19 protein-coding genes are annotated in these 23,056 nt (G+C 51.6%); 13 read left to right on the forward strand and 6 right to left on the reverse strand.

Annotated features, from left to right (window positions below; translation table 11 throughout):
* The first annotated feature begins 11 nt into the window (after window positions 1-11).
* Window positions 12-1,265, forward strand: coding sequence for a chloride channel protein (locus NB647_RS00130; protein WP_269264544.1), 1,254 nt, complete (start codon window positions 12-14; stop codon window positions 1,263-1,265).
* A 785-nt stretch (window positions 1,266-2,050) separates the two neighbouring features.
* Here NB647_RS00130 and NB647_RS00135 read toward each other — a convergent pair.
* Together NB647_RS00135 and fur are read right to left on the reverse strand one after the other, a co-directional pair.
* Complete coding sequence (locus NB647_RS00135) at window positions 2,051-2,407, reverse strand: hypothetical protein (protein WP_269283472.1); 357 nt, start codon at window positions 2,405-2,407, stop codon at window positions 2,051-2,053.
* 214 nt (window positions 2,408-2,621) lie between these two features.
* The gene (fur, locus tag NB647_RS00140; RefSeq protein ID WP_269278875.1) at window positions 2,622-3,041 is read right to left on the reverse strand and encodes a ferric iron uptake transcriptional regulator; all 420 of its coding nucleotides are present in this window, start codon (window positions 3,039-3,041) and stop codon (window positions 2,622-2,624) included.
* Between the two features lie 110 nt (window positions 3,042-3,151).
* Here fur and NB647_RS00145 point away from each other — a divergent pair, with 110 nt between their 5' ends.
* The 9 genes from NB647_RS00145 (at window position 3,152) to NB647_RS00185 (ending at window position 15,204) form a co-directional block, all read left to right on the forward strand.
* Window positions 3,152-4,504 carry an outer membrane protein assembly factor BamE domain-containing protein gene (locus NB647_RS00145; protein WP_269283474.1) on the forward strand — a complete coding sequence of 451 codons (1,353 nt, stop codon included), beginning with the start codon at window positions 3,152-3,154 and terminating at the stop codon, window positions 4,502-4,504.
* Complete coding sequence (gene dapB, locus NB647_RS00150) at window positions 4,501-5,307, forward strand: 4-hydroxy-tetrahydrodipicolinate reductase (protein WP_269283476.1); 807 nt, start codon at window positions 4,501-4,503, stop codon at window positions 5,305-5,307. The genes NB647_RS00145 and dapB overlap by 4 nt, the downstream gene beginning before the upstream one ends.
* A 125-nt stretch (window positions 5,308-5,432) precedes the next feature.
* On the forward strand, window positions 5,433-8,072 hold the full coding sequence (gene leuS, locus NB647_RS00155; protein WP_269283477.1) for a leucine--tRNA ligase: 2,640 nt from the start codon (window positions 5,433-5,435) through the stop codon (window positions 8,070-8,072).
* Between the two features lie 19 nt (window positions 8,073-8,091).
* A complete protein-coding gene (locus NB647_RS00160) occupies window positions 8,092-8,667 on the forward strand; it encodes an LPS-assembly lipoprotein LptE (RefSeq protein WP_269283479.1) in 576 nt (191 codons plus the stop codon).
* Between the two features lie 12 nt (window positions 8,668-8,679).
* Window positions 8,680-9,699 (forward strand): DNA polymerase III subunit delta, encoded by a 1,020-nt coding sequence (gene holA / locus NB647_RS00165; protein ID WP_269283480.1) that lies wholly within the window; start codon window positions 8,680-8,682, stop codon window positions 9,697-9,699.
* 57 nt (window positions 9,700-9,756) lie between these two features.
* Window positions 9,757-11,022 carry a glutamate-5-semialdehyde dehydrogenase gene (locus NB647_RS00170; RefSeq protein ID WP_269283482.1) on the forward strand — a complete coding sequence of 422 codons (1,266 nt, stop codon included), beginning with the start codon at window positions 9,757-9,759 and terminating at the stop codon, window positions 11,020-11,022.
* A gap of 38 nt (window positions 11,023-11,060) precedes the next feature.
* On the forward strand, window positions 11,061-12,278 hold the full coding sequence (locus NB647_RS00175) for a THUMP domain-containing class I SAM-dependent RNA methyltransferase (RefSeq protein ID WP_269283483.1): 1,218 nt from the start codon (window positions 11,061-11,063) through the stop codon (window positions 12,276-12,278).
* Window positions 12,279-12,299: 21 nt separating this feature from the next.
* On the forward strand, window positions 12,300-14,420 hold the full coding sequence (gene pabB, locus NB647_RS00180) for an aminodeoxychorismate synthase component I (protein WP_269283484.1): 2,121 nt from the start codon (window positions 12,300-12,302) through the stop codon (window positions 14,418-14,420).
* Window positions 14,421-14,424: 4 nt separating this feature from the next.
* Entirely contained in the window at window positions 14,425-15,204 is a 780-nt protein-coding gene (locus NB647_RS00185; RefSeq protein WP_269283486.1) for an aminotransferase class IV, read from the forward strand.
* A gap of 32 nt (window positions 15,205-15,236) precedes the next feature.
* Here NB647_RS00185 and pmbA read toward each other — a convergent pair whose 3' ends face one another.
* Window positions 15,237-16,589: a metalloprotease PmbA gene (gene pmbA / locus NB647_RS00190; RefSeq protein WP_269283487.1), complete on the reverse strand. Its 1,353-nt coding sequence runs from the start codon at window positions 16,587-16,589 to the stop codon at window positions 15,237-15,239.
* An 87-nt stretch (window positions 16,590-16,676) separates the two neighbouring features.
* On the opposite strand from pmbA, the gene yjgA reads away from it, so the two are divergent.
* From yjgA to NB647_RS00205, 3 genes are read left to right on the forward strand one after another with little or no spacing between them, the layout of a single operon-like run.
* Window positions 16,677-17,258, forward strand: a complete 582-nt coding sequence (yjgA, locus tag NB647_RS00195) for a ribosome biogenesis factor YjgA (RefSeq protein WP_269283489.1) — start codon at window positions 16,677-16,679, stop codon at window positions 17,256-17,258.
* The gene (gene mog / locus NB647_RS00200) at window positions 17,259-17,858 is read left to right on the forward strand and encodes a molybdopterin adenylyltransferase (protein WP_269283491.1); all 600 of its coding nucleotides are present in this window, start codon (window positions 17,259-17,261) and stop codon (window positions 17,856-17,858) included.
* 42 nt (window positions 17,859-17,900) lie between these two features.
* Window positions 17,901-18,578, forward strand: a complete 678-nt coding sequence (locus NB647_RS00205; RefSeq protein WP_269283493.1) for an alpha/beta hydrolase — start codon at window positions 17,901-17,903, stop codon at window positions 18,576-18,578.
* A 231-nt stretch (window positions 18,579-18,809) separates the two neighbouring features.
* On the opposite strand, the gene NB647_RS00210 is transcribed toward NB647_RS00205, so the two are convergent.
* The 3 genes from NB647_RS00210 to NB647_RS00220 all read right to left on the reverse strand — a co-directional run bounded on the left by NB647_RS00210 (window position 18,810) and on the right by NB647_RS00220 (window position 22,831).
* Complete coding sequence (locus tag NB647_RS00210) at window positions 18,810-19,922, reverse strand: porin (RefSeq protein ID WP_269283495.1); 1,113 nt, start codon at window positions 19,920-19,922, stop codon at window positions 18,810-18,812.
* 421 nt (window positions 19,923-20,343) lie between these two features.
* On the reverse strand, window positions 20,344-21,330 hold the full coding sequence (locus NB647_RS00215) for an ABC transporter substrate-binding protein (RefSeq protein ID WP_269283498.1): 987 nt from the start codon (window positions 21,328-21,330) through the stop codon (window positions 20,344-20,346).
* A gap of 115 nt (window positions 21,331-21,445) precedes the next feature.
* Complete coding sequence (locus NB647_RS00220; RefSeq protein WP_269283500.1) at window positions 21,446-22,831, reverse strand: MmgE/PrpD family protein; 1,386 nt, start codon at window positions 22,829-22,831, stop codon at window positions 21,446-21,448.
* Window positions 22,832-23,056 lie beyond the last annotated feature (225 nt).

Genomic DNA, 23,056 nt, shown 5'->3' on the forward strand with positions numbered 1-23,056 from the left:
GTGCATGGATCATGGCGCCAGTTCTCATTGGTCTGGCTGGTGTATCCATGGCCAAGGCAAGTCAATTCGCTTTTGGTATCAATACCTGGATCATCACGCATTTTTCGTGGGGTGCCCTCTTCTATATGCCTGCCGGCTTCGCGTTCATGATTTATTTGACCAAGCGTTTTTTTCCCGGTATCCAGGGCAGTGGAATCCCTCAAGTCATCGCCGTCATTGACGATCCAAGTCACAAGAAAAAAAACAATCTGCTCTCCATCAAAATCATTATCGGGAAAGTTATCACATTAATGTGCGGACTTATCATGGGAGCATCAATCGGGCATGAAGGCCCCATGGTCCAGATCGGTGCCTCCATCATGCATCGCTTTTACGGATACGGAACAATCAGAACGGCAGAGCAGCGACGCATGCTGGTACTGTCCGGTGGAGCTGCCGGTATCGCCGCCACATTCAATACCCCCATAGCGGGCATCATGTTTGCCATGGAAGAGCTGACAAAAAAATATATCTTCAACGCTCACAGTTCCACTCTACTGACAGTCATTATCTCCGGTTTTGTTTCACTTGCGATTGTCGGCAACTACACTTATTTCGGGTATACCAATGAAGCCCTGCCTTTCCTGACGCACATTCCTGCCATCACTCTCTGCGGTATTGTCGGTGGTCTGACCGGAGGGCTGTTCAGTCTGATCGTGCAAAAATTTTCCATTATCCTGCCGCAAAAAATCCGGGAAGCCATACAAAACCATCCTTATAAATTTGCCGCGCTCTGCGGGCTGATTGTCGCCCTTTTGGGCTTGCTGACCAATGGCATGGTATACGGCACAGGTTACATGCCTACCCGGCTTTCCCTCGAAAGCGATACAGCTCTTCACGCATGGTATTACGGGCCCGCCAAATTCCTGGCGACACTTTTATCGGCCCTGAGCAGCATCCCCGGAGGTTTGTTCGCCCCCACCCTAGCCGTTGGCGCCGGTATAGGCGACGGCCTTTCTCTTCTTTTTCCCAATCTCGCGCCGCACAGTGCCATCATTATTCTCGTCATGGCGGCGTATCTTTCCGGACTGACCCGCTCACCGCTTACTTCTTTTATCGTTACCATGGAAATAACCGGCAGCCAACAAATGCTGCTTTCCCTGATGACAGCCACACTAATTGCCAGTATGGTTTCGAAAGTGATATGTCCTGCACCTTTCTATCATGCTCTGGCACAAAGATTCGAGCCTTCGCCTGCAACGCAAAAAACGGACAAAACGACCTGATCCCACCTCTGAAAAAAACGTGCATTCGAAGAAAACCCCGAAAGCGGAATATAGGGCAACCAGGGGTTTATCTTGATGCACAAAAAATATTATCCGGTTTCAAATGGTCCGCACCATTATCCACCAGTAGAGATAGTGCAAAAAGACGGGGAGAAACATGGGATTGTCCATAGAACAGCGGGGAGAGGCTGGACAAAACAGTGTAAAACGACAGGCAAGAAAGATTTCCCGATAAAAACCGTTTTATTCCGCAGATCCCAAAAAATATTATCCACGACATGCGTGATAACGGTCGACCATCATATATAAGCAACTGAAAAACGCGGGCATAGCTAATGCAATGAACAGACAGACACATTTATATCGGAAGAAAGGGTATCGAACCGCTTCATGAGTTCCAATCCTGACACGAAAATCCGGAATATTTGCGAGTGGAAAACGCCTGTCTGAAAAAATTACGAACCTTGATTCTGGGTCGGAAACACGAAACATTGTGTACAAAGCGCAAACTGTCCCGGAAATAAAGCATAAAAACAAACCTGACCTGTTGTTCCGGATACCCGGATCAGTCCGAAATTTTTTCTGTCACTTGCATCAGGCACGTTATCGCACCACACATACAAAAAACGGGAAAAAAGACTGTTCCATCCATATAAAGACGACAAGATAATGGTCGTATCACGCTGGTATATGCAGTGAAAACTGTCACTCAAGTCACAGACAACTGCCTGCAACCCCATACATCAACAACAGTGGCCAGCCTCCGGCACAAGAAATACCACTCTTTAGAGATATATCGGACAACAAATACCTGATCTCCCGCAACGGGATTTTGCTGCATCCAGCCAGAAAGAAAAAACTGGTGTGGCAAAACGGCATATCCAGTGCACCAGGATGGCACCTGCCTTCCATTTCGATTCTTTGACCATGAAACCATTGTGTTGAGCAGGAAAGAACAACTCCTGTTCAATTTGTTGATCAAAAGACATTTGCCTGCCCAGATACAGTGCAAATCCGATATGAACAGGAATGGCAATATCAGAAAGCCGGTTAACAGAAACAACGGATGATACATGGTGTTCAATAGCGCATGTATCTCGCAAGAGAAACTGCCCGGAGAACAGGGTAATCGAAAACTTCAAATCAGGATACTGGCATCCCTCAAGGTCTACCGATACATGCTCATTGAAAGTTCAGACAAATGAATAGCCGTTACGGCAAAATGGATGCAAAAACTGAAACTGAGTGACCCCAGCTGGCACAATCCTGTATCAGGCTTTGTTTTTATTGACCCGTTCAGTATCCGGATTCCGGAGGTATTTCATTCAACACGTTTTTTTACGGCAGATGTCCCAATCATTTTTTCCGGCATTTTTCGCAACGTCCGTAAATAGCCAACGTATGATCGACAATTTCAAAACCATGCACAGCGGCTACCTCATGCTGCCTTTTCTCGATGACATCATCGCGAAACTCCTCGACACGACCGCAATCAACACAAACGATGTGATCATGATGATTTCCTTCGTTCAATTCAAAAACAGCTTTGCCGGATTCGAAATAATTCCGTGATAATATCCCCGCCTGTTCGAACTGGGTGAGCACACGATAGACCGTCGCCAGTCCGATTTCCAGATTTTCGGACAAAAGAAGCCGATAAACATCTTCGGCGCTCAAATGACGATCAGCATTCTTTTGAAAAATATCAAGAATCTTCAATCGCGGCAGAGTGGCCTTAAGACCGGTGGCCTTCAATTCGGCTGGATTATTACTCATCATTTTGAGAAGTTTGTGAATTTCAAAATTGGTTCTGTATTATTATCTGCTTTATCATATAGTGTTTGTTAAATCTGCTCAATAAATTGCTATTAGGATCCAACTTCGTGATGCATAAAAAAACGGCCAGCTTGTGGCGATATCTTCGCACACCGGTACTGCTAACATCAGCGACTGTATTCGCAATCGGTTGCGCTTCCAAAAACCCTCTTATTGACGAAGCTGATCCCATCGAAACATCAAAACCGGCTCCGGCCAGAGAAGAAACCAAACCCGCCTGGAAAGAGGAGGAAACCACCCGAACCTTGTCCGGAACAAAGATGCCAAACCGCAATGCAGCGGAAACGCCGCAGCAGGAAATATCCGAATCTGAAAACGAGCTCAATACAAAACCGACCGGTATGAAAAAATGGCTGAATATGCTTACACCATACAAGGTCAATATCCAGCAGGGAAACTTCATCTCCTCCGAAATGCTTGCCAAAATCCAGCCCGGCATGACAAAGGAACAGGTGCGTTTCGTATTGGGAACCCCGCTTCTGACCGACATGTTCCATGCCGGACGCTGGGACTATATCTTCCGTCTGCAAAAACCGAACGGAGCGACAACGACCTACCGGGTCACCGTTTTCTTCAGCGGCAACCTGGTTGACCACATCATCAACGACAAGTTGCCCAGCGAAGCGGAATATCTTTCCCATATCACATCCGATGACGAATTGCCGGAAAAAGCAGTAAAAGAAAAAGATAAGGACAACACGGAATCAAAAGCCCAAGATATGCGTGAAGCACAAGTACCGGAACAATCATCCGTTCCAGAGAATGCCTATGAGCCGCCGGCCGAATCCGGATCGGTCACGACGACAGGACCAGCCAGTGAAGCAACACCTGATACGCCATCCGATCCCGTTACAACATCCGGACCGGATCATGCTGCAACGCCCAATCTCTCTCCGGAATCGGCCAACCCGCCGGAGTCCGCCGGACAGAAAGCGACAACCCATGTTCCGGAGACCGGAAGCACCGGATATGCACGACCCGTCCGCATACCGAAACCTGTCAAAGCTCACGGCCCCGCCAGTGTTCCGGAAACCGTCCAGCCATCCGGACAGGAAACACGACAAACGTCTCCCGTGCCTGCACGCGATTCTAGCCTTTCTTCCAGGCCTGTCGTTCCTCCTGCCCCCGTACATGCGCCAGAACCGGCCAGCACACCGGAGCCCGTCAGCGCTCCTGTACCGGAAATGACCAGCGATCCGTCGGCCAATACCGAACAGGCGAACCGCCTGAGACAGTCGGCCAGACGCGAAGCTCTTGCGAGAACCATGCAAGTAGATACGGACGACAGCGAAAACGTTTCTTCGGGAAATATCAGTACGTTTGAACCAATCAGTACGCCAAGCCGGATAGGCAAGATGCTTCCCGCTTCACCGAATGATGAATTGATCGGAAATATCCAATGAACAAAATGAAAATAGCTATTGCCGGTGCAAACGGCCGTATGGGCCACATATTGATCGAGGCAGTCCTGAAAGCAGACGACGCCATCCTGACCGGTGCCCTTGATGTCGCGAATGCCTCTGGCCTGGGTAACGATGCAGGACTGTTTCTGGGCGAAAAAACTGGCGTGTCAGTTGAATCCGACATGGACAAAGCGTTTGGAAACGCCGAATATGTCATCGATTTCACACGACCGGCCGGGACCCTTGAACACCTTGCCTATTGTGTCGAAAAACGCATCAAAATGATCATCGGCACAACCGGATTCGATGACAACGGGAAAAAAGTCATTGAAGAAGCATCGAAGATCATTCCCATCGTATTCGCCCCCAATATGAGTGTCGGCGTCAACGTGACCATGAAGCTGCTTGAAATAGCCGCGAGAAATTTTGCCGAAGGCTATGACATCGAAGTCATAGAAGCACACCACAGGCACAAAGTGGACGCTCCTTCAGGCACCGCCCTGAAAATGGGTGAGGTGATAGCGAACGCCATCGGACGCGATCTTGCGGAATGCGCCGTTTATTCCCGCGAAGGCATTACCGGAGAACGCGATCCGTCGACGATCGGCTTTTCGACAATCCGTGGGGGAGATATTGTCGGCGATCATACCGTTTTATTCGCCGGAACAGGAGAACGTATTGAAATCACCCATAAATCGGCAAGTCGCGCCACCTATGCACAAGGCAGTTTGCGTGCCGCACGTTTTCTGGCTGACAAGACAAACGGACTCTTCGACATGCAGGACGTCCTTTATCTGAAATAAGAAACCGGACAAATCAGGCTGAAACCGGCCTGATTCCGTGCAGCAACAGGCAACCAGCCCTGTCCGCCGTATTAACATAACGGCTTCATACGAAGCCAGCAACCTAATTTATCGCGTAGTCCATCATGCAAGACAGATATAACCATGCAGCGGTAGAAAAAATCGCTCAGGATCAATGGGAATCCACAAAAGCCTATAAAACCGTTGAAAACGATCCACGTTTTCCGAAAGGAAAATTCTATGCCTGTTCCATGCTTCCATACCCCTCCGGACGATTGCATATGGGACATGTCCGCAACTATACGATCAACGACGTCATGTACCGCTACCTGCGCATGAATGGCTATAACGTTCTGATGCCAATGGGATGGGACGCCTTCGGTATGCCCGCTGAAAATGCGGCCATGGCTCACGGAATTCCTCCGGCTGAATGGACTTATTCCAATATTGCCTATATGAAAGGCCAGATGGCCTCGATGGGTCTCGCCATCGACTGGTCCCGTGAAATGACCGCGTGCAAACCCGAATACTACAAATGGAACCAGTGGATGTTTTTGAAGATGCTGGAAAAAGGCATCATTTACCAGAAAACGGGAACGGTGAACTGGGATCCGGTCGACCAGACCGTTCTGGCGAACGAACAGGTCATCGACGGACGGGGATGGCGTTCCGGTGCCCTGATCGAAAAGCGGGAAATACCGATGTATTATGCCCGTATTACGGACTACGCCGAAGAACTGCTGGATTACGTGACGAACAAATTGCCGGGATGGCCGGAACGGGTACGTACCATGCAAATCAACTGGATCGGCAAATCGGAAGGCGTCCGCTTCGCTTTCCTGCACGATATCCGCGATACAAACGGCAATCTGATCGGTGACGGCAAACTCTGGGTATTCACGACAAGAGCCGATACGATCAAGGGAGTCACCTTCTGTACCATCGCACCGGAACATGAACTGGCACGGTTTGCCGCCCGCAACAATCCCGAACTGGCCGAATTCATCGAAGAATGCAAAAAAGGCAGCGTCATCGAAGCCGATATGGCCACAATGGAAAAGAAAGGCATGCCTACCGGCCTTTTCGTCCGTCATCCCTTAACCAACCAGCTGGTTGAAGTCTGGGTCGGCAATTATGTCCTGATGAGCTATGGCGATGGTGCCGTGATGGCTGTTCCCGCTCACGATGAACGTGACTTCGAATTCGCCCACAAATACGGACTGCCGATCAGACAGGTCATCGATGTCGAAGGCAAAACCTTTATGGAAGACGTATGGCACGACTGGTATGCCGACAAGGAACATGGCAAATGCATCAATTCCGGCCGTTTCGACGGCCTCGGTCACCAGGAAGCCGTTGACGCCATCGCGGCGGTACTGGCGGAAAAAGGACTGGGCGAGAAAAAAGTCACTTACCGTTTGCGTGACTGGGGAATATCCCGTCAGCGATACTGGGGAACGCCGATTCCGATCATTCATTGCCCCGATTGCGGTGCGGTCCCGGTTCCGGAAAAAGATCTTCCGGTCCTGTTGCCGGAAGACTGCATTCCGGACGGGACAGGCAACCCGCTGGCGAAAGACGAAAAATTCATCAACACCACCTGTCCGCATTGCGGAAAACCGGCACGGCGTGAAACGGATACGATGGATACCTTCGTCGATTCCTGCTGGTACTTCATGCGTTACTGTTCGCCGGGTTCAGACAAGGCGATGGTCGATGAACGGAACGATTACTGGATGCCGATGGACCAGTATATCGGGGGTATCGAACACGCGGTCATGCACCTGCTTTATGCCCGTTTCTGGACAAAAGTCATGCGTGATCTGGGACTGGTGAAATTCGACGAACCCTTTGTCAAATTGCTGACACAGGGCATGGTTCTGAATGAAACCTATTACCGTGAAGACGCTTCCGGCAAAAAAAGCTGGTTCAATCCGGAAGAAATCGAATTGCAGCTGGACGAAAAGGGACGCCCCGTTTCCGCCAGACTCAAAACGGATGGACAACCCGTCAATATCGGTGGCATTGAAAAAATGTCGAAATCGAAAAACAACGGAATTGACCCACAGACACAAATCGACCAGTACGGTGCCGACACTGCCCGTCTTTTCACCATGTTTGCAGCCCCCCCCGAACAGACCCTCGAATGGTCGGGGTCCGGTGTCGAAGGGGCCAGCCGCTTCCTTCGCCGTGTATGGGCATTCTCCTACAAAAACCGGGACACCATCGCAACCGCTGCACGCGCTGTTCCCGAAAACCTGCCTGAACCGCTCAAGGCGTTAAGACGTGAAATCCATCAGGTTCTGCAACAGGCCAATCAGGACTATGCGCGCATCCAGTACAATACGGTCGTTTCGGCATGCATGAAAATGCTCAACACGCTTGAAGCGGCCAAACCGGACAACTCCACCGAATTTGCCGCTGTACTGCGAGAAACCTTCTCGATTTTCCTCAGAGTCCTCTATCCGGTCGTACCGCACATTACCTATGTCCTGTGGAAAGAACTGGGATATGCCGATCATGAAGGAGAACTGCTTGATGCGCCCTGGCCGCAGGTCGATCCAGCCGCACTGGAACAGGATGAAATCGGTATGGTTGTCCAGGTCAACGGAAAATTGCGTGGCAATATCCGGGTACCCAAGTCAGCGGACAAATCGCTGATTGAACGAATCGCACTTGAAAATGAAAGTGTCGCCAAATTCGTCACGGGAACCCCGAAACGCATCATCGTGGTTCCGAACAAACTGGTCAACATCGTCGTCTGAAACGGAAAGTGAACTGTTTATGAAAGCCACCATGAAATTCAATCATCTGCACCGCTGGATCGTCATTTTCGCAACCGCCGTTCTGGTCGCTGCCTGTGGCTTTCATTTGCGCGGCAATTACGATTTTCCATTCACTTCGCTATACATCGATTTTCCGGCAGGTTCCCAGACAGCCAGCATTCTCAGACGACAGATCACGGCAATGAACCTGACAAAAATCGTCAATAACCCGCAGGAAGCAGAAGTCATCCTGTCTGCCATTGCGGAAAGAAAGAAAAAAGAGGAACTGACATACAACATTCAGGGAAGAGTCCGCGAGTACTCGCTTTATTACAATCTGGAATACATGGTCAAAACTTCCCAGGGAAAAATGCTGATCGAGCCGACAAAAATTTCCCTGCGAAGAACGATGACTTACGACGACTCCGAAGCCCTTTCCAAAGAAAACGAGGAAATTCTGTTGTACAAGGATATGCAACAGGACATGGCACAACGGCTGTTGCGCAGACTTGCCACAATCAAACTGACGGCGGAAGACAGGGATACCGACGACGGGCAACCGGCAGCCACTGAATCCGGCAATACGTTCGAGTGACGATCCGAAGTTATGCATCTCAAGTATGACACGCTCCCATCCCACCTGGACAAGGAACAACTGGCCTCCCTGTATGTTCTGACCGGCGACGAACAGCTTCTGCTTCTTGAGGCAGCGGACCTGATCCGCAAAACAGCGCGCAAAAACAATATCGGCGAGCGTGAAATCATGACAGTCGAACGCGGCTTCAAATGGGGACAGCTTCATGCGGCCAACAATGCACTTTCCCTTTTCGGAGACCGTAAACTGATCGAACTTCGCATACCGGGGGGAAGGCCCGGCAAAGACGGAAGCCTGGCCCTGCAGGAATATGTTTCCGAACTCAATCCGGATAATGTCACACTGATTACACTGCCAAAGCTCGACTGGACAACACAGAAATCCGCATGGGTCGGCACTTTGCAGAAAAACGGGATCTATATCGAGGTTCCTTCCATCGATTTGCCGAAACTGGGAGACTGGATCGCCTCAAGGCTGAAAAAACAGAATCAGACGGCCAGCCAGCCATGCATCGACTTTCTCGTGGAACGGGTCGAGGGCAATCTTTTGGCCGCCCACCAGGAGATACAGAAACTCGGGTTACTTTATCCCGAAGGCGAACTTGACTTTGAACAGATCAAAAATTCCGTACTGAATGTCGCCCGGTACGACATTTTCAAGCTGAACGAAGCGATGTTAAGTGGAAACCGCTCCCGTTTCATCCGGATGATGGACGGTTTGAAAGGTGAAGGGGAACCGCTTCCGCTCGTGCTGTGGACATTCACCGACGAAATACGGACTCTTTTGAAATGCAAAACGGCACTTGAAAACGGGCAGCCTTTTCCCGCCATAGCAAAGACACTCCGTTTGAGAGGTCAAAAAGAAAAACTTGTCCAGACCGCCGTAAACAGACTCGGGAAAAAAGAAATACAGGCAGCCATGCAGCAAATCGCCCAGATCGACAAAATCATCAAGGGACTGCGATCCGAATCCTGGATGGATGATGCCTGGGATGCACTGACACAACTGGGACTTTCACTGGCCAGAACTTGAACGGATGCCAAGTGAATGGTAACGTTAATCCCTTCTGCCAATAACCGACACACGACAATGGAAATCAAAAGTTATATGACCCGGATCGGGCAACAGGCACGCCAGGCAGCCGGCCGAATGGCCAAAGCGAATACGGCGACCAAAAACAGGGCCCTGACATACATTGCCGAAGCGATCCGCCGCGATGCGGCACTGTTGCGCGCAGCCAATCAGAAAGATCTCGATACCGCCAGGGATAACGGTCTGGAACCGGCCCTGCTGGACCGGCTGTCGTTATCGGACAAGGCGATCGAAACCATGGCATCCGGTCTCGAACAGATTGCATCGCTGCCTGATCCGATCGGCGAGATCAGTGGCCTCAAATTGCGTCCGTCAGGCATTCAGGTCGGTCAAATGCGTGTCCCGCTCGGCGTCATCGGGATCATTTACGAAGCACGTCCCAACGTCACCGTCGATGCAGCGGGATTGTGCATAAAAAGCGGCAACGCCACCATCTTGCGCGGTGGTTCGGAAGCACTCCATTGCAATCAGGTTCTTGCATCCCTGGTCAGGGAAGGACTGAAAAATGCCGGGTTGCCCCAACAGGCTGTCCAGGTCGTCGAAACGACAGACCGTGCGGCAGTCGGCGAACTCATCACCATGACGGAATATGTCGATGTCATCGTTCCCCGTGGCGGGAAGGGACTGATTGAAAGACTGATGCGGGAATCGAAAATTCCCATGATCAAACATCTTGACGGCATTTGCCACACCTATATTGACGATTGTGCCGATCTGGAAAAAGCCGCCGAAATCGCATTCAATGCAAAATGCCAACGCTACGGAACCTGCAATACCATGGAAACCCTTCTGGTTGCTTCAGCAGTGGCACAGGATGCACTTGCCCTGCTGGCCAGGCGTTATCAGGACGAGAAAGTCGAACTGAGATGCGATGAAAAGGCATACGAAATCCTGCATGGTTATCCTTACCTCGCCAGAGCAACCGATGAAGACTGGACAACCGAATATCTGGCCCCGGTACTGGCAATCCGTACCGTCAACAGTCTCGACGAAGCGATCGACCACATCAACCGTTATTCGTCCAAACATACCGATGCCATCATTACGGAAAATTACAGCCATGCGCTCCGTTTTCTGCGGGAAGTGGATTCGTCATCTGTCATGGTGAATGCATCGACACGATTCGCGGACGGTTTCGAATACGGTCTGGGAGCCGAAATCGGCATTTCAAACGACAAACTGCATGCTCGCGGTCCTGTCGGACTGGAAGGACTCACTTCACTGAAATATATCGTACTGGGCCACGGAGAAATCCGGAAATAACCCCGGCCAGATCAACCACGGTCAAAAGGTAACCTGTCATGTCAGTAAATTATTCCTATTTCTGCTCCTGTCCAAGAGGACTGGAGTCCGCACTGGCGGACGAGCTGAAAGAAATCACCGGAAAAAGCAATACACTCAACGTTCATCAGACTGTTTCCGGCGGCGTCCACTGCTCCGGTACCCTTCAGGATGGCTGGTTGATCAACCTGCATTCCCGCATCGCCTCCCGTGTTTTGCAAAGAATCGCCCAGTCCGGTTACCGCAACGAAGACGACATCTATCACCTGACGGTAAAACAACCATGGGAAAAGTGGTTCGGCGTTGAAAATACCCTCCGTATCGACGTAACGGCAATCAAATCGCCGCTGAAAAGCCTGAATTTCACCACATTGCGTATCAAGGACGGTGTGGTGGACCGATTCCGGAATGAAACCGGAACCCGGCCTTCCATCAACACCCGCACGCCGGATATCCGGATAGCCGGATTCGTAGATGCCCACAATGTCACCTTGTATCTGGACACTTCCGGAGAATCCCTGTTCAAACGCGGATGGCGGCAGGAAACGGGAGATGCGCCGCTACGGGAAAATCTTGCGGCAGGTCTGCTAAGAACAACCGGCTGGCAACCGGGAATGCCGCTTCTCGATCCCATGTGCGGATCCGGAACCATACTGATCGAGGCGGCCCAGATCCTGCTCGGCATTCCTCCCGGATTTCAACGGACTTTTTCATTCGAGAAATTCCGTTTTTTCGACCGCCAGCGATGGCAATCCATGAAAGAAGCAGTCCGGATCAGACCGGCACCCCAAAATCCCCTGATATTCGGCAGCGACATTTCAGGTGACATGCTGGAAATGACACGACACAATCTTGATAATGCCGGTATCCCATTTGAAATCCCGCTTCACCAGATCGAGGCACAGGAAATCCGCCCGCCTGTCGAACAAGCCGGAATTCTTCTGACCAACCCGCCATACGGCGAACGAATCGGCGTACGCGGCAATCGTCATTTGCAAGCGGATGAACGGGCCACCCGGTTTTACCAGGAACTGGGAACCACACTGAAACAGCGCTTTCCGGGCTGGTCCGTTTTCCTGTTCACTGCCGATCTTGCCGTTCCCAAACTGCTCCGGCTGAAAGAATCCCGCAAAACCCCGTTTTATAACGGTCCGATCGAATGTCGCCTGTTCCGGTTCGATATGGTTGCGGGATCCAACCGTTCCGGAAAACCGAAAACCTTCCGGATCGCCCGGTAAACACCATCTATCCGGAGTAGCGTGAAATTGATTAGAACACTGCTGATCGACAATTACGATTCCTTCACATACAACCTTTACCATCTGATCGCGACAGTCAATCATTGCCCTCCGGTAATCATCAGAAACGACGACCCTCGCTGGAACATGGCAATACTGGACAATTTCGACAATATCGTCATTTCACCCGGACCGGGGAGACCGGATCGCCCCGAAGACTTCGGTATCTGCAAAGACGTCCTGATGCAGAAGATCCTTCCTGTTTTCGGTATCTGTCTGGGACATCAAGGCATCTGTCATTTCCATGGAGGTCATGTCGGTCCGGCTGCCCAAGCACAGCACGGCAGGCTGTCGCTCGTGACACATGACGGTTCCGGGATTTTCGAGAACATCCCCTCACCGTTCAGGGTCGTCAGATACCATTCGCTCGCCGCATACGATCTTCCGGAAACACTCGCCATAACAGCCCGTGCAGAAGACGGTACCATCATGGGAATCCGCCACAAGACATGGCCACAATGGGGAGTCCAGTTCCATCCGGAATCCATTTGTACGGATTTCGGAAAACAGCTGTTTGAAAATTTCAGAAAAATCACGGAAAGCTGGCACAGAGAGCATCGCAGAAACCGCGTGGAACGCCCTTCTTCCCTGTTTTCATCCGGTTTCCACTCCCCTTCCCGGGAAATCCCGAACGGCAATCTTGTCATATTACACGAGCAAATCCCATGCGATATGGATAGCGAAAAACTGTTCGACCGCTTCTTCAGGGATTCTCACCATGCCATCTGGCTTGACAGCAGCCGTCAGGATTACGGATCGGGACGCTTTTCCTTCCTGTGCCGGGCCGACGGTCCCCTCGCCCGGATAGCCACAGTCGACATCCGTACCCGAACCGTCCACATCGAAACACCGGACGGAAACAGACAAAGCATTCATTCCGGCTTTTTCGAATGGCTGGAAAACGATTTGAACCAATCCGGCATCAAGCCCTGTGCGGCACCTTTTGAATTCTCTTTGGGATGGATGGGCTATATCGGGTATGAAATAAAAGCGGATTGCGGAGCAGGCTTTGCCCATCCTTCTTCATATCCCGACGCCGTTCTTCTCTTTTGTGACCGCGGGATCGTGATCGATCACCGGGAAAAACGGATTCATCTGCTTGCACTGGCCGACAAAAACACCTTGACCGATGCCAGCGACTGGCTCAAATCAACGGCTGCCCGGCTCGACTCTTTTGCAGACTGCACACCGGATACACCAGAAGACCTGCCGGATCATCTGGATCTGACCGCGCCTTTCACACCAAGGCACGACAAACAGCATTACATCGACCTGATTCTGAAAAGCCAGGAATACATCAGGCAAGGCGAAACATACGAAATCTGCCTGACCAATACCGTGACAGGCAAAACAGATGCCGATCCCTGGGTGGCATACCGCATGCTGCGCCGCGCCAATCCGACGCCATACGGCGCCTACCTCCAGTTGAAAGACATTTGCATACTGAGCTGCTCTCCGGAACGTTTCCTGAAAATCTCCCGCGAATGCATTGCCGAGTCAAAACCGATCAAGGGAACACGAAAAAGATCGGACAACCCGGAAAAAGACCGCCAGCTTCTCGAGGAACTGGCCAACAGTGAAAAGGAAACGGCGGAAAACCTGATGATTGTCGATCTCGTCCGTCACGACCTGGGACAAACGGCCGAGCTGGACAGCGTCAAGGTTCCCGCACTGTTCGCCATCGAGTCGTACCAGACCGTCCATCAGATGGTCAGCACCATTACATCCAGAATCCGGGCCGATTCCTCGCCATGCCAATGCATCCGGGCAGCTTTTCCCGGAGGTTCCATGACCGGCGCCCCCAAATTGCGGACGATGCAGATTCTCGATGAACTGGAAAACGGGGCACGCGGCATTTATTCCGGGGTCATCGGTTATTTCTCCTTATGTGGTGCCGTCGACCTGAGTATCGTCATCCGTACACTCGTCATGTCGCACGGCACCGTCACATTCGGTGTCGGAGGAGCCATTACCTTGCTTTCCGATCCGGAAGAAGAATACGATGAAATCCGCACCAAGGCCAAAGCTTTTCTTGACCTGTTCGACACGGATTTTCCCACCCAACCATTACCACCACACTGACACCGTGCCAGCTGAATCCACATACCGCTATACGCCGGATGGAACACTCGTTTCCATCGACGAACCAGAACCCCGTTTGCTCGTTGCCGACTCATGGCTGGCAAAAGAGGGCCATGTTCGTGCACTGCACTTGCACCGCCGGCGCTTTTTGTCGAGTTGCACAGAACTGGCCGGAATTCATGAAAAAACAGTCGCCCCATTCTGGGAAAAAGTGCTTGAGAAAATCCCGAAAACCGGCCTGTGGTTTCCACGCATCGAACTGGCCGGCACTGTCAGACAGCCGGTTTTCCAGTTGCGTATCCGCAAGGCCCCGCCGCTTCATTCAACCGTCCGGCTGATTGACTGCCACATCGCCGACTTTCGCAAAAAGCCACGGCACAAAGGTCCCGATCTGGACCGAATGGGAGCAATACGCCGGATCCTTTTGGAGAAAGGAGCCGAAGAAGGCATTCTGACGACTCCCGAAGGATATATTCTGGAAGGACTGACCACAAACATTCTGTGGTGGGAAAACAATACCCTGTGCAGCGCCCCTCCCGCATACCGGATTTTGCCGGGTATCACAGGCAAACTGGTTCAACTTGTCGCCCTGCGCAACAACATTCCGGTCGTTCGCCGCAAAAGGAAATTGCAAGATCTGAACAACCGGGAAGTATGGGCCGTCAATGCACTTCATGGCATTCGCCGGGCCGTGAACTGGGCCTGTTCGCCATTCAGAACCACCTCGCATGTCGATATCGGCCACTGGCGGAACGCGCTGGAAAACTTCAATGAAAAAATCTGAACGCCTTACGCAGTCCCGGTTTTACTTCATCGTCACATTCCGGCGATGGTCATTTGCCCGATCAGTATGGACCCCGACTTCTTGGCACCACGGATCAGGGTATCCGCACCAACCGCCACAATCTGGCCGAACATTTCCCTAAGATTCCCGGCAATCGTGATTTCCTGCACAGGATATTGAATGACACCGTTTTCAACCCAGAAACCCGACGCCCCTCGCGAGTAGTCACCTGTCACATAGTTGATACCTTGCCCCATCAGTTCGGTCACCACCAGCCCCGTCCCCATCTTCTTCAACATACCGGCAAAATCGTCGGCCGCCTCTGTTAGCCTCGAACTGAAAACCAGATTGTGCGAACCGCCGGCATTACCTGTCGTTTTCATTCCGAGCTTGCGCGCGGAATACGACGAAAGAAAATATCCGTTCACAATACCATCCCCGACAATCTGCCTGCGGCTCGTCCTGACACCCTCATCATCAAAAGGAGCCGATCCCATCGCTCCCTTGAGATGAGGGTCTTCAAGCAACCCGATATGTTCCGGAAAAATCCGTTTACCCAGCGCATCCGGCAAAAAGCTGGATTTCCTGTAAAGCGAACTGCCGGAAACCGCGTAAACGAACGAGTTGACCAGACCGATAGCGACAGGCGCCTCGAAAAGGACCGGGCATCTTCTCGTCCCGATCTGACGGGCATTCAGGCGCGCCAGCGCGCGTTTTGCCGCATACCGTCCGACATCCTCCGGCGATTTCAGTTCGACGGGATCGCGGGAAGCCGTATACCAGTAATCTCTCTGCATACTGTCACCCGAAGCGGCAATCGGTGCGACAGAAAGGGAATGACTGGAATAAGGATACCCTCCCATAAATCCGTCACTATTGGCCAGAACAAAATGGGAATGCTGCACACTGACGCTGGCCCCTTCACTGTTGGATATCCTCTTGTCTGTATCAAAAGCCGCCGCTTCACAGCGTCTTGCCAGTTCGACCGCTTCCTGCGAATCAATCGGCCAATGGTAATAAAGAGACAGATCCGGCGGATTTTTTTCCAGCATATCGGCATCAGGCAGACCGGCGGCCTCATCCTCCGAAGTAAAGGAAGCGATATTGTAGGCTGCCTCTACAGTCTGTTTCAGCGATATCCCGGAAAAATCCGAGGTCGTGGCATTCCCCCGTTTCCTGCCGACGAAAACAGTAATGCCGATACCCTTGTCCTGATTTTTCTCAATAGTCTCGATTTCTCCTTTGCGCACACTAACGGAAAGGCCGTTTCCTTCACTGATACCGACCGCGGCACCGGAAGCTCCCTTTTGCCGCGCATATCGCAACGTATCTTCGGCAATCTGTTTCAATTGATCGTTCGTATAGAGAAAATCGGAATCATTCATGAGATTATCTTTTTGAAGGTATTGTCAAGACTGTTATGATAGCAGTCAATCATAAACGATTTAATGACCTTGCACAGAAGTCTGATTATGCCAAATTCAAACAGGGGAATCTGCGGTTTCCAGTCCGGTGAATTCGAAGAAGAATACGAACGTCCATCCAAATCACAGCGCAAACGCGAAATGACCGCCTTGCAAAAGACCGGAGAACAACTGGTCAACGAATCTGCGGACAGAATCAAACGGACTCCCATGCCGGAAAATCTGAGAGAAGCCATACTGGAATGCCAGCGGATCAGAAACCACGAAGGCAGAAGACGCCAGTTGCAGTACATCGGCAAAATCATGCGCTCGCTCGATGAAGAGGCGATCGCCACCATCAACCGGACCATCGAAAGCTGGAGAGGTCTGTCAAAAGCCGATACGCTCTTGATGCACGCCCTAGAAAACCAGCGTGAAAAACTGCTGGCGGATGAAAGGGTACTGACCGAATTTCTGCACAAATATCCTCAGGCAGACATCCAGCAATTACGGACACTCATCCGAAATGCCAAAAAGGAAACGGCTGCCAATAAACCCCCGAAAGCCTATCGTGAAATTTACAGACTGCTAAAGCAAATCATGACTGCACCGCCCCTGCCCGAACATAAAAACCATGAAAGCGAGGAATAAATGAAAAAAAATGCTGGCGACATCTCCATCGGACTCGTCTCCGTTTCCGATCGGGCTTACGAAGGCTCATACCCGGATCTGGGTATTCCGGCACTGAAAGACTGGCTGGCCTCCGCCATTACATCACCATACTGGCTGGAAACCCGTCTGATACCGGACGATAAGGAACAGATCGAGAAAACCCTGCACGAACTGGTTGACGAAGACCGCTGCTCGCTGATTCTGACCACAGGAGGAACCGGCCCGGCACGACGCGACCAGACACCGGATGCCACCCTTGCCGTCGGCACCCGGGAAATGCCGGGGTTTGCGGAACGGATGCGTCAGATCAGTCTGCATTTCGTCCCGACCGCCATACTGTCCCGACAAGTTGCCGTCATCTGCGAACGTCCTGACCATGCCGCCCTGATACTGAATCTGCCGGGACGGCCCGCAGCCATCCGGCAGACGCTGGAAGGTGTCCGCGACAAAAACGGGACGCTCACAGAACCCGGCATTTTCACCGCCATTCCATACTGTATCGAACTGATCGGCGGCCCGACCATTGAAACGAACGAGACCGTATGCAAGGCATGGCGTCCCTCCAAGGATCCATCGTGACATTATTTCAACCCACTGTTTTATAACCGACGAGAAAAAACAATGAACAATACGTATCTTCAGTACAGCCAGACCGATACCGGAGACAACCCGGAAACCAGTATCATCTGGATGCATGGTCTTGGCGATCACGGTTCGAGCTTCATCCCGCTGGTCCGTGAATTCGATCTCACCGGCTGTCCCCCCATCCGTTTCATTTTCCCCCATGCTCCCGAACGTCCCATCACCGCCAATGCAGGATATCCCATGCGGGCATGGTTCGATATCTATAACGGTTTCGATGATGCCGACATGGAAGATTCGGAAGGCGTTGCCGAATCGCAAAGACTGATTACCGGACTGATCGAACAGGAAAAAAAACGTGGCGTTCCATCCGACCGTATCCTTCTTGCCGGATTTTCGCAAGGATGTGCCATGGCGCTTTATACCGGACTGTGTTATCCGGAAAAACTGGCCGGTATCATCGGACTGTCAGGATACATGCCGCTGATTTATTCTTTCCCTGACGACCGGAACCCCGTCAATCAGAACACGCCGATATTCATGGCCCACGGAACCCAGGATGAAGTCGTCCCCTTTTCGAGAGGCGAAGACACCATGAAATTGCTGACCTCGCTGGGCTACAACGTCAACTGGAACGCTTACCAGATGTCCCACACCATGTCGATGACAGAAGTCATCGATCTCGGTGCATGGCTGAGACAACTGCTGGCAACCTGACAGTTTGTCGCAAGACCGGCGCGAAAGACAGCGCAGGCACCGGGAAGAACCGAAACATACCCTTTCCGGAAGATATCTTGCCAAACCGTTCTTGTTCAATACAAAAAACCGAAGCCCTCGCAAGAGGGCTTCGGCCAACAAGCTGAATGGGGACCTGATCCCATTCAACAGGAGGGAAGGGCCGGGAAGGCAAAACCCTCCTTCTGTTGTTGAACAGTTTTTGTCCTGCGATCAGAACTTGTGGGTGATACCGATCTGAACACCGTAGGTACCGTCGTCGGTATCGCCATAAATCGCTGCGACTTCCTTGTCGTCGTAGTCGGTGTAAGCCAGATTACCGTAGATGGCGGTACGTTTGGACAGGTCATAGGTATAACCGATGGCATACTTGTAGATGTCCTTGTCGCTGATATTGCCACCATTGGCTTCGACTTCCATCCACTGGGCGGAAGCGTTCAGACGGCCCGGACCAAGCTTCCATTCGACGCCCAACAACCACTGGTTTTCCTGGATGTCATCGGCACCAGCATAAGCTGTCAGTTTATTGTCAAGTTTGGCTGTTTTCCAGGCGCTTTGATCACCCAGTGCGTAACCTTTGTCCTTGGTCTGTTGATACAGCAATTCGACCTTGGCAGGACCGAAGCGGTATGCAGCACCCAGGTTCCAGACGGACGATTTCTTGGAATCGGCCAGACGGCTCCAGTTACCGACCAAGGCCAGAGGACCGTTGTCGTAACCGAGCATGATGCCGTAACCGTCATTGTCTGCGCCAGCATCTTTCAGACCCTGACCATATTGACCGGAATCACGGGAATCGCTGTCCATGTTTTCACCCAGAGAATAGGTAGCGCCGAAGTGGAAGCCGCTCCAGTTCGGGCTGTCATAACGGATGGTGTTGTCGATACCACGGACACGCTGGGAACCGTACATCATGGAACCAACGCCATATTGATAGAACGGATCGAACTTACGGATGGTTTCGGTGGTCAGTTCGTTCACACGGCCCAGTTTGACAGCACCCCAGTCACCTTTCAGACCGACGTTGGCCAGACCGGCAAGGTCTCTATCAGCACTTTTGTTTTTATAACCTTTCCCTGCCTTATTGCGGCCGTTATTCAGATCAAACCGCTGTTCCAGTTCGAAAGTGGCTTTCATGCCGGAACCGAGGTCTTCCACACCGCGGAAACCCAGACGGTTGTTGACGTTTTCACCCATTTCCACATCATGGCCGGATTTCTTGATGAAGCCGGTATCCACGATACCGTAGATGGTCACGTTGGATTGTGCGTGAGCCACGCCGGCAGCGGCACCCAAGACTGCCAATGCGATTAGCGTTTTTTTCATTTTATTCTGCCCCTTATGTTAAAAAAGTTGCTGATCCCCCTCAGGAGTCATTGACAGAATAACGGCCGGTAGGTAGGTAGGTAGGTAGGTAGGTAGGTAGGTAGGTAGGTAGGTAGGTAGGTAGGTAGGTAGGTAGGTAGGTAGGTAGGTAGGTAGGTAGGTATCATGTTTGAACTTCCTTCCCTTTTCAACCTTTTTTGTATCTTATACGCAACAAAAATGCCACTTTTTTCATTTTACGGGATCACTGCTCCAGGCACAGGCTTTTCCATTCCTTCCATGTGAATCCGCCATACCCATACCGGCTGATTGGCTTTCCGGCACGAATACCGGTATCCACATGACGGCAATATGGTGTATGGATGGAACTTTCCGTAAAAAACCGTCCCGTCCATACATGACAGTCACATGAACGATCCCGCTATCTTGTGCCGACCGCTTTTCTGTACGGTTCCGTCACATACAGGTTCTTGCCGAACGTTCCCCCGATAACGCCGGCCTGGACAAATACATCATGTTCTGTCGCAAGTGTCTTCAATGTGGCCCGATCCAGGGCAACATGGAACATATCCCCCCATCGTGCTGCGACATTATCTGCATTTTCCGGTGTGAATCCGGCATGTTTTTCCAGAATGTCCGTCACGTCCTTCCTGTGTGCGATACCCCATTTCTCAACCTGAATCCATGATCGGACGGCACTGGAAACCAGACCGGGATATTTGTTGATGAATTCCTCTCTGGCTACTCCCATGCCGATATATGGAGCGGCAGAACTCCCCGATATACTTTTCCATTCGTCTTTCAGCGCTCCCAGCTTGCGCAGTTTCACCTTGTTTTTCAGGTTCTCATAGGTAATCGACCGGAGAATGGATGCATCGATCTGCTTCTGGGCAATAAACTGCGCCAGTCTTGATTCATTGCCTGACACAATGGAATAGTCACCCGGCTCCAGCCCGTATTTCCTTTCGGCAATGGTATTAGCAATAATGACTATCGTCGCGGAAGGATAAGTCCCGCCGACTTTCTTTCCTTTCAGATCCTGCCACGTCCTGACAGACGAATCTTCCGGTACGACGACGACGGCATCGGCAAGCTGTACTGCGGCGACCAGTTTTAGCGGAACGCCATCATGGACCACACTGAAAAAATTGCTCAACGGAATACCGAAAGCGATATCAATATCGCCGGTCGTCAGTGCCTTGAGTGATGAAGGAGGATCGGAAAAGCGGACATACTCCACATCAACACCGTTTTTTTCCAGAAACTTTTTGGCTTCCAGAACGCATCCGAACGGGAGACTGACACCGCTTGTCCAGTAACCCAGCCTGATTTTTCCTTTTTCCTCACCCGCTACCGCACCTGTCATCACCACAATCAGCAGCATCCATGCCGCCAGCCATTTCTTCATTTCAGTCCTCACTATCCGTTTTTTCACAAAAGTTTCCCTGAACGGAAACAACAGAATTTCCCTATCGGCCTTCAACCGGGCCGCTATTTTTCACGGTTTTTCGCAAAAAACGGTTTCAACATCGTTTCCGGAAAGTGGTATTCACGGCTGAAACAAGTACTTCCGCAAAGGGAACCGTTTCCAGTTCATGGCACAGACCGATCAGTTCGTCCTGTGTCGAGGCCGCGATAATCCCTTCTGTCTGCATACGGAATTTTTTCCCGACCGCGTCCCAATCCAGCGGATTTTCCGGATCTCCCTTTGAAATATTGGTCTGGGCCACCAGTTTTTCCCCGTCTTCCGTAACGGCTTCAATCCGTGCCGGCCAATATTCGGGAACCAGTGCATCGATTCCGTCATCGACGACGACCTGAATGCTTTTTTCCAGATAGCCGACCGCTTCTTCCGCGACTGCCTGATCCGTAAAATGACGTTCGACCGGAACACCTCTCAGAAGCGCACTGGCGACACAGTACGTCATACTGAAACGAGCCTGCCGCGAATCCACAGGATTGCGGCATCCGACAAAACCGACAGCAGCCCTGTAAGTAAACAGCCTGATTTTTCCCAGAAAACGTCCTCCGGCTTTTTTTCTGATTTCCAAAGCGGCATCGATCGCCGAATGTGTATGACGGCAACATGGATAAGCCTTGACGGAAACATCCAGCGTTCGCCATCTTTTCCCGAAATCCCTGAAAATACGCTCATCGACTTCCTGCCGTGCAAATCCGGCAAAAAAGCCCTTCTCCCCTTCCAGAATATCCCCCGCCCCGCTGAGTCCTCTCTCTGCCAGCAAGGCAACCAGAACACCCTGTGCGGATGCTGTTCCGGCATGGAGGAACTTGCTCGTTCCTCCATGCAGAAATTCCTGGAGAAACTGCATCAGTCCGGATGCCATCGAACCGGCATTACCCAACGCCCAGTCCAGATGTTGCCTGTCCAGCCCGAGCATTTTTCCGGCCGCCATAGCCGCACCGAATACTCCGGCGGTAGAGGTGGTATGAAAAATCTCATAATGCGCCGGAACCACTGCCGCGCCGATCCGGAGCAGAACCTCATATCCCCCGACAACCGACAGAATCAGGTCTTCCCCTGTTTTGCCTGCGTAACCGGCAACCGCCAGCGCGGCGGGAACAACAACCGTTGCGGGATGTGTAATGCTTCTGCGCTCCACATCATCCATTTCAAGGATATGCCCATAATAGGCATGCGACAGCGCGGCCAGAAAAGCATTGCTACCCCCGCCACCGATAATGGCCGCCTGATCCTTTCCGCCGAGGCTTTCGACCAGCGACCTGATGGGCGCGGAAGCGGGATGAACGGCGCCCCCGACAGCACATCCGATCCAGTCCAGAATATATTTCCTGACAGCGTCAATGACTTCTGCCGGAACATCCTCATAACGAAGTCCCGTAACAAATTCCGTGGATGCCCGGGAAGGAGAAAATTGCCAGTTTTTCATACATTTTTATCCCAAATAAAAGCAAAACGGTAAAAGCCCGCCGGCAGCTTAAACATTCATGACAGAAACGTCACAGGCTGTTTGAATGCACGATGGCCAGACAGGAACAACCATCCTGAAAAACAATTTGTCGATTTCCCCACGGGAAATGGCAAACAAATATCTGGCTGGAATACAGGAAACGAAGAACGGTCAGACAGCCCGCTATTGCCGGATCGTGAAATC

Origin of the sequence: Oxalobacter aliiformigenes, from assembly GCF_027116575.1 — a bacterium.
Lineage (GTDB): Bacteria > Pseudomonadota > Gammaproteobacteria > Burkholderiales > Burkholderiaceae_D > Oxalobacter > Oxalobacter aliiformigenes.

Coding starts and splice junctions, on each gene's coding strand:
- NB647_RS00130 (WP_269264544.1), top strand. CDS start 12: ATGGCGCCAGTTCTCATTGGTCTGGCTGGTGTATCCATGGCCAAGGCA.
- fur (WP_269278875.1), bottom strand. CDS start 3,041: ATGAGTAATAATCCAGCCGAATTGAAGGCCACCGGTCTTAAGGCCACT.
- NB647_RS00145 (WP_269283474.1), top strand. CDS start 3,152: ATGCATAAAAAAACGGCCAGCTTGTGGCGATATCTTCGCACACCGGTA.
- dapB (WP_269283476.1), top strand. CDS start 4,501: ATGAACAAAATGAAAATAGCTATTGCCGGTGCAAACGGCCGTATGGGC.
- leuS (WP_269283477.1), top strand. CDS start 5,433: ATGCAAGACAGATATAACCATGCAGCGGTAGAAAAAATCGCTCAGGAT.
- NB647_RS00160 (WP_269283479.1), top strand. CDS start 8,092: ATGAAAGCCACCATGAAATTCAATCATCTGCACCGCTGGATCGTCATT.
- holA (WP_269283480.1), top strand. CDS start 8,680: ATGCATCTCAAGTATGACACGCTCCCATCCCACCTGGACAAGGAACAA.
- NB647_RS00170 (WP_269283482.1), top strand. CDS start 9,757: ATGGAAATCAAAAGTTATATGACCCGGATCGGGCAACAGGCACGCCAG.
- NB647_RS00175 (WP_269283483.1), top strand. CDS start 11,061: ATGTCAGTAAATTATTCCTATTTCTGCTCCTGTCCAAGAGGACTGGAG.
- pmbA (WP_269283487.1), bottom strand. CDS start 16,589: ATGAATGATTCCGATTTTCTCTATACGAACGATCAATTGAAACAGATT.
- yjgA (WP_269283489.1), top strand. CDS start 16,677: ATGCCAAATTCAAACAGGGGAATCTGCGGTTTCCAGTCCGGTGAATTC.
- mog (WP_269283491.1), top strand. CDS start 17,259: ATGAAAAAAAATGCTGGCGACATCTCCATCGGACTCGTCTCCGTTTCC.
- NB647_RS00205 (WP_269283493.1), top strand. CDS start 17,901: ATGAACAATACGTATCTTCAGTACAGCCAGACCGATACCGGAGACAAC.
- NB647_RS00210 (WP_269283495.1), bottom strand. CDS start 19,922: ATGAAAAAAACGCTAATCGCATTGGCAGTCTTGGGTGCCGCTGCCGGC.
- NB647_RS00215 (WP_269283498.1), bottom strand. CDS start 21,330: ATGAAGAAATGGCTGGCGGCATGGATGCTGCTGATTGTGGTGATGACA.
- NB647_RS00220 (WP_269283500.1), bottom strand. CDS start 22,831: ATGAAAAACTGGCAATTTTCTCCTTCCCGGGCATCCACGGAATTTGTT.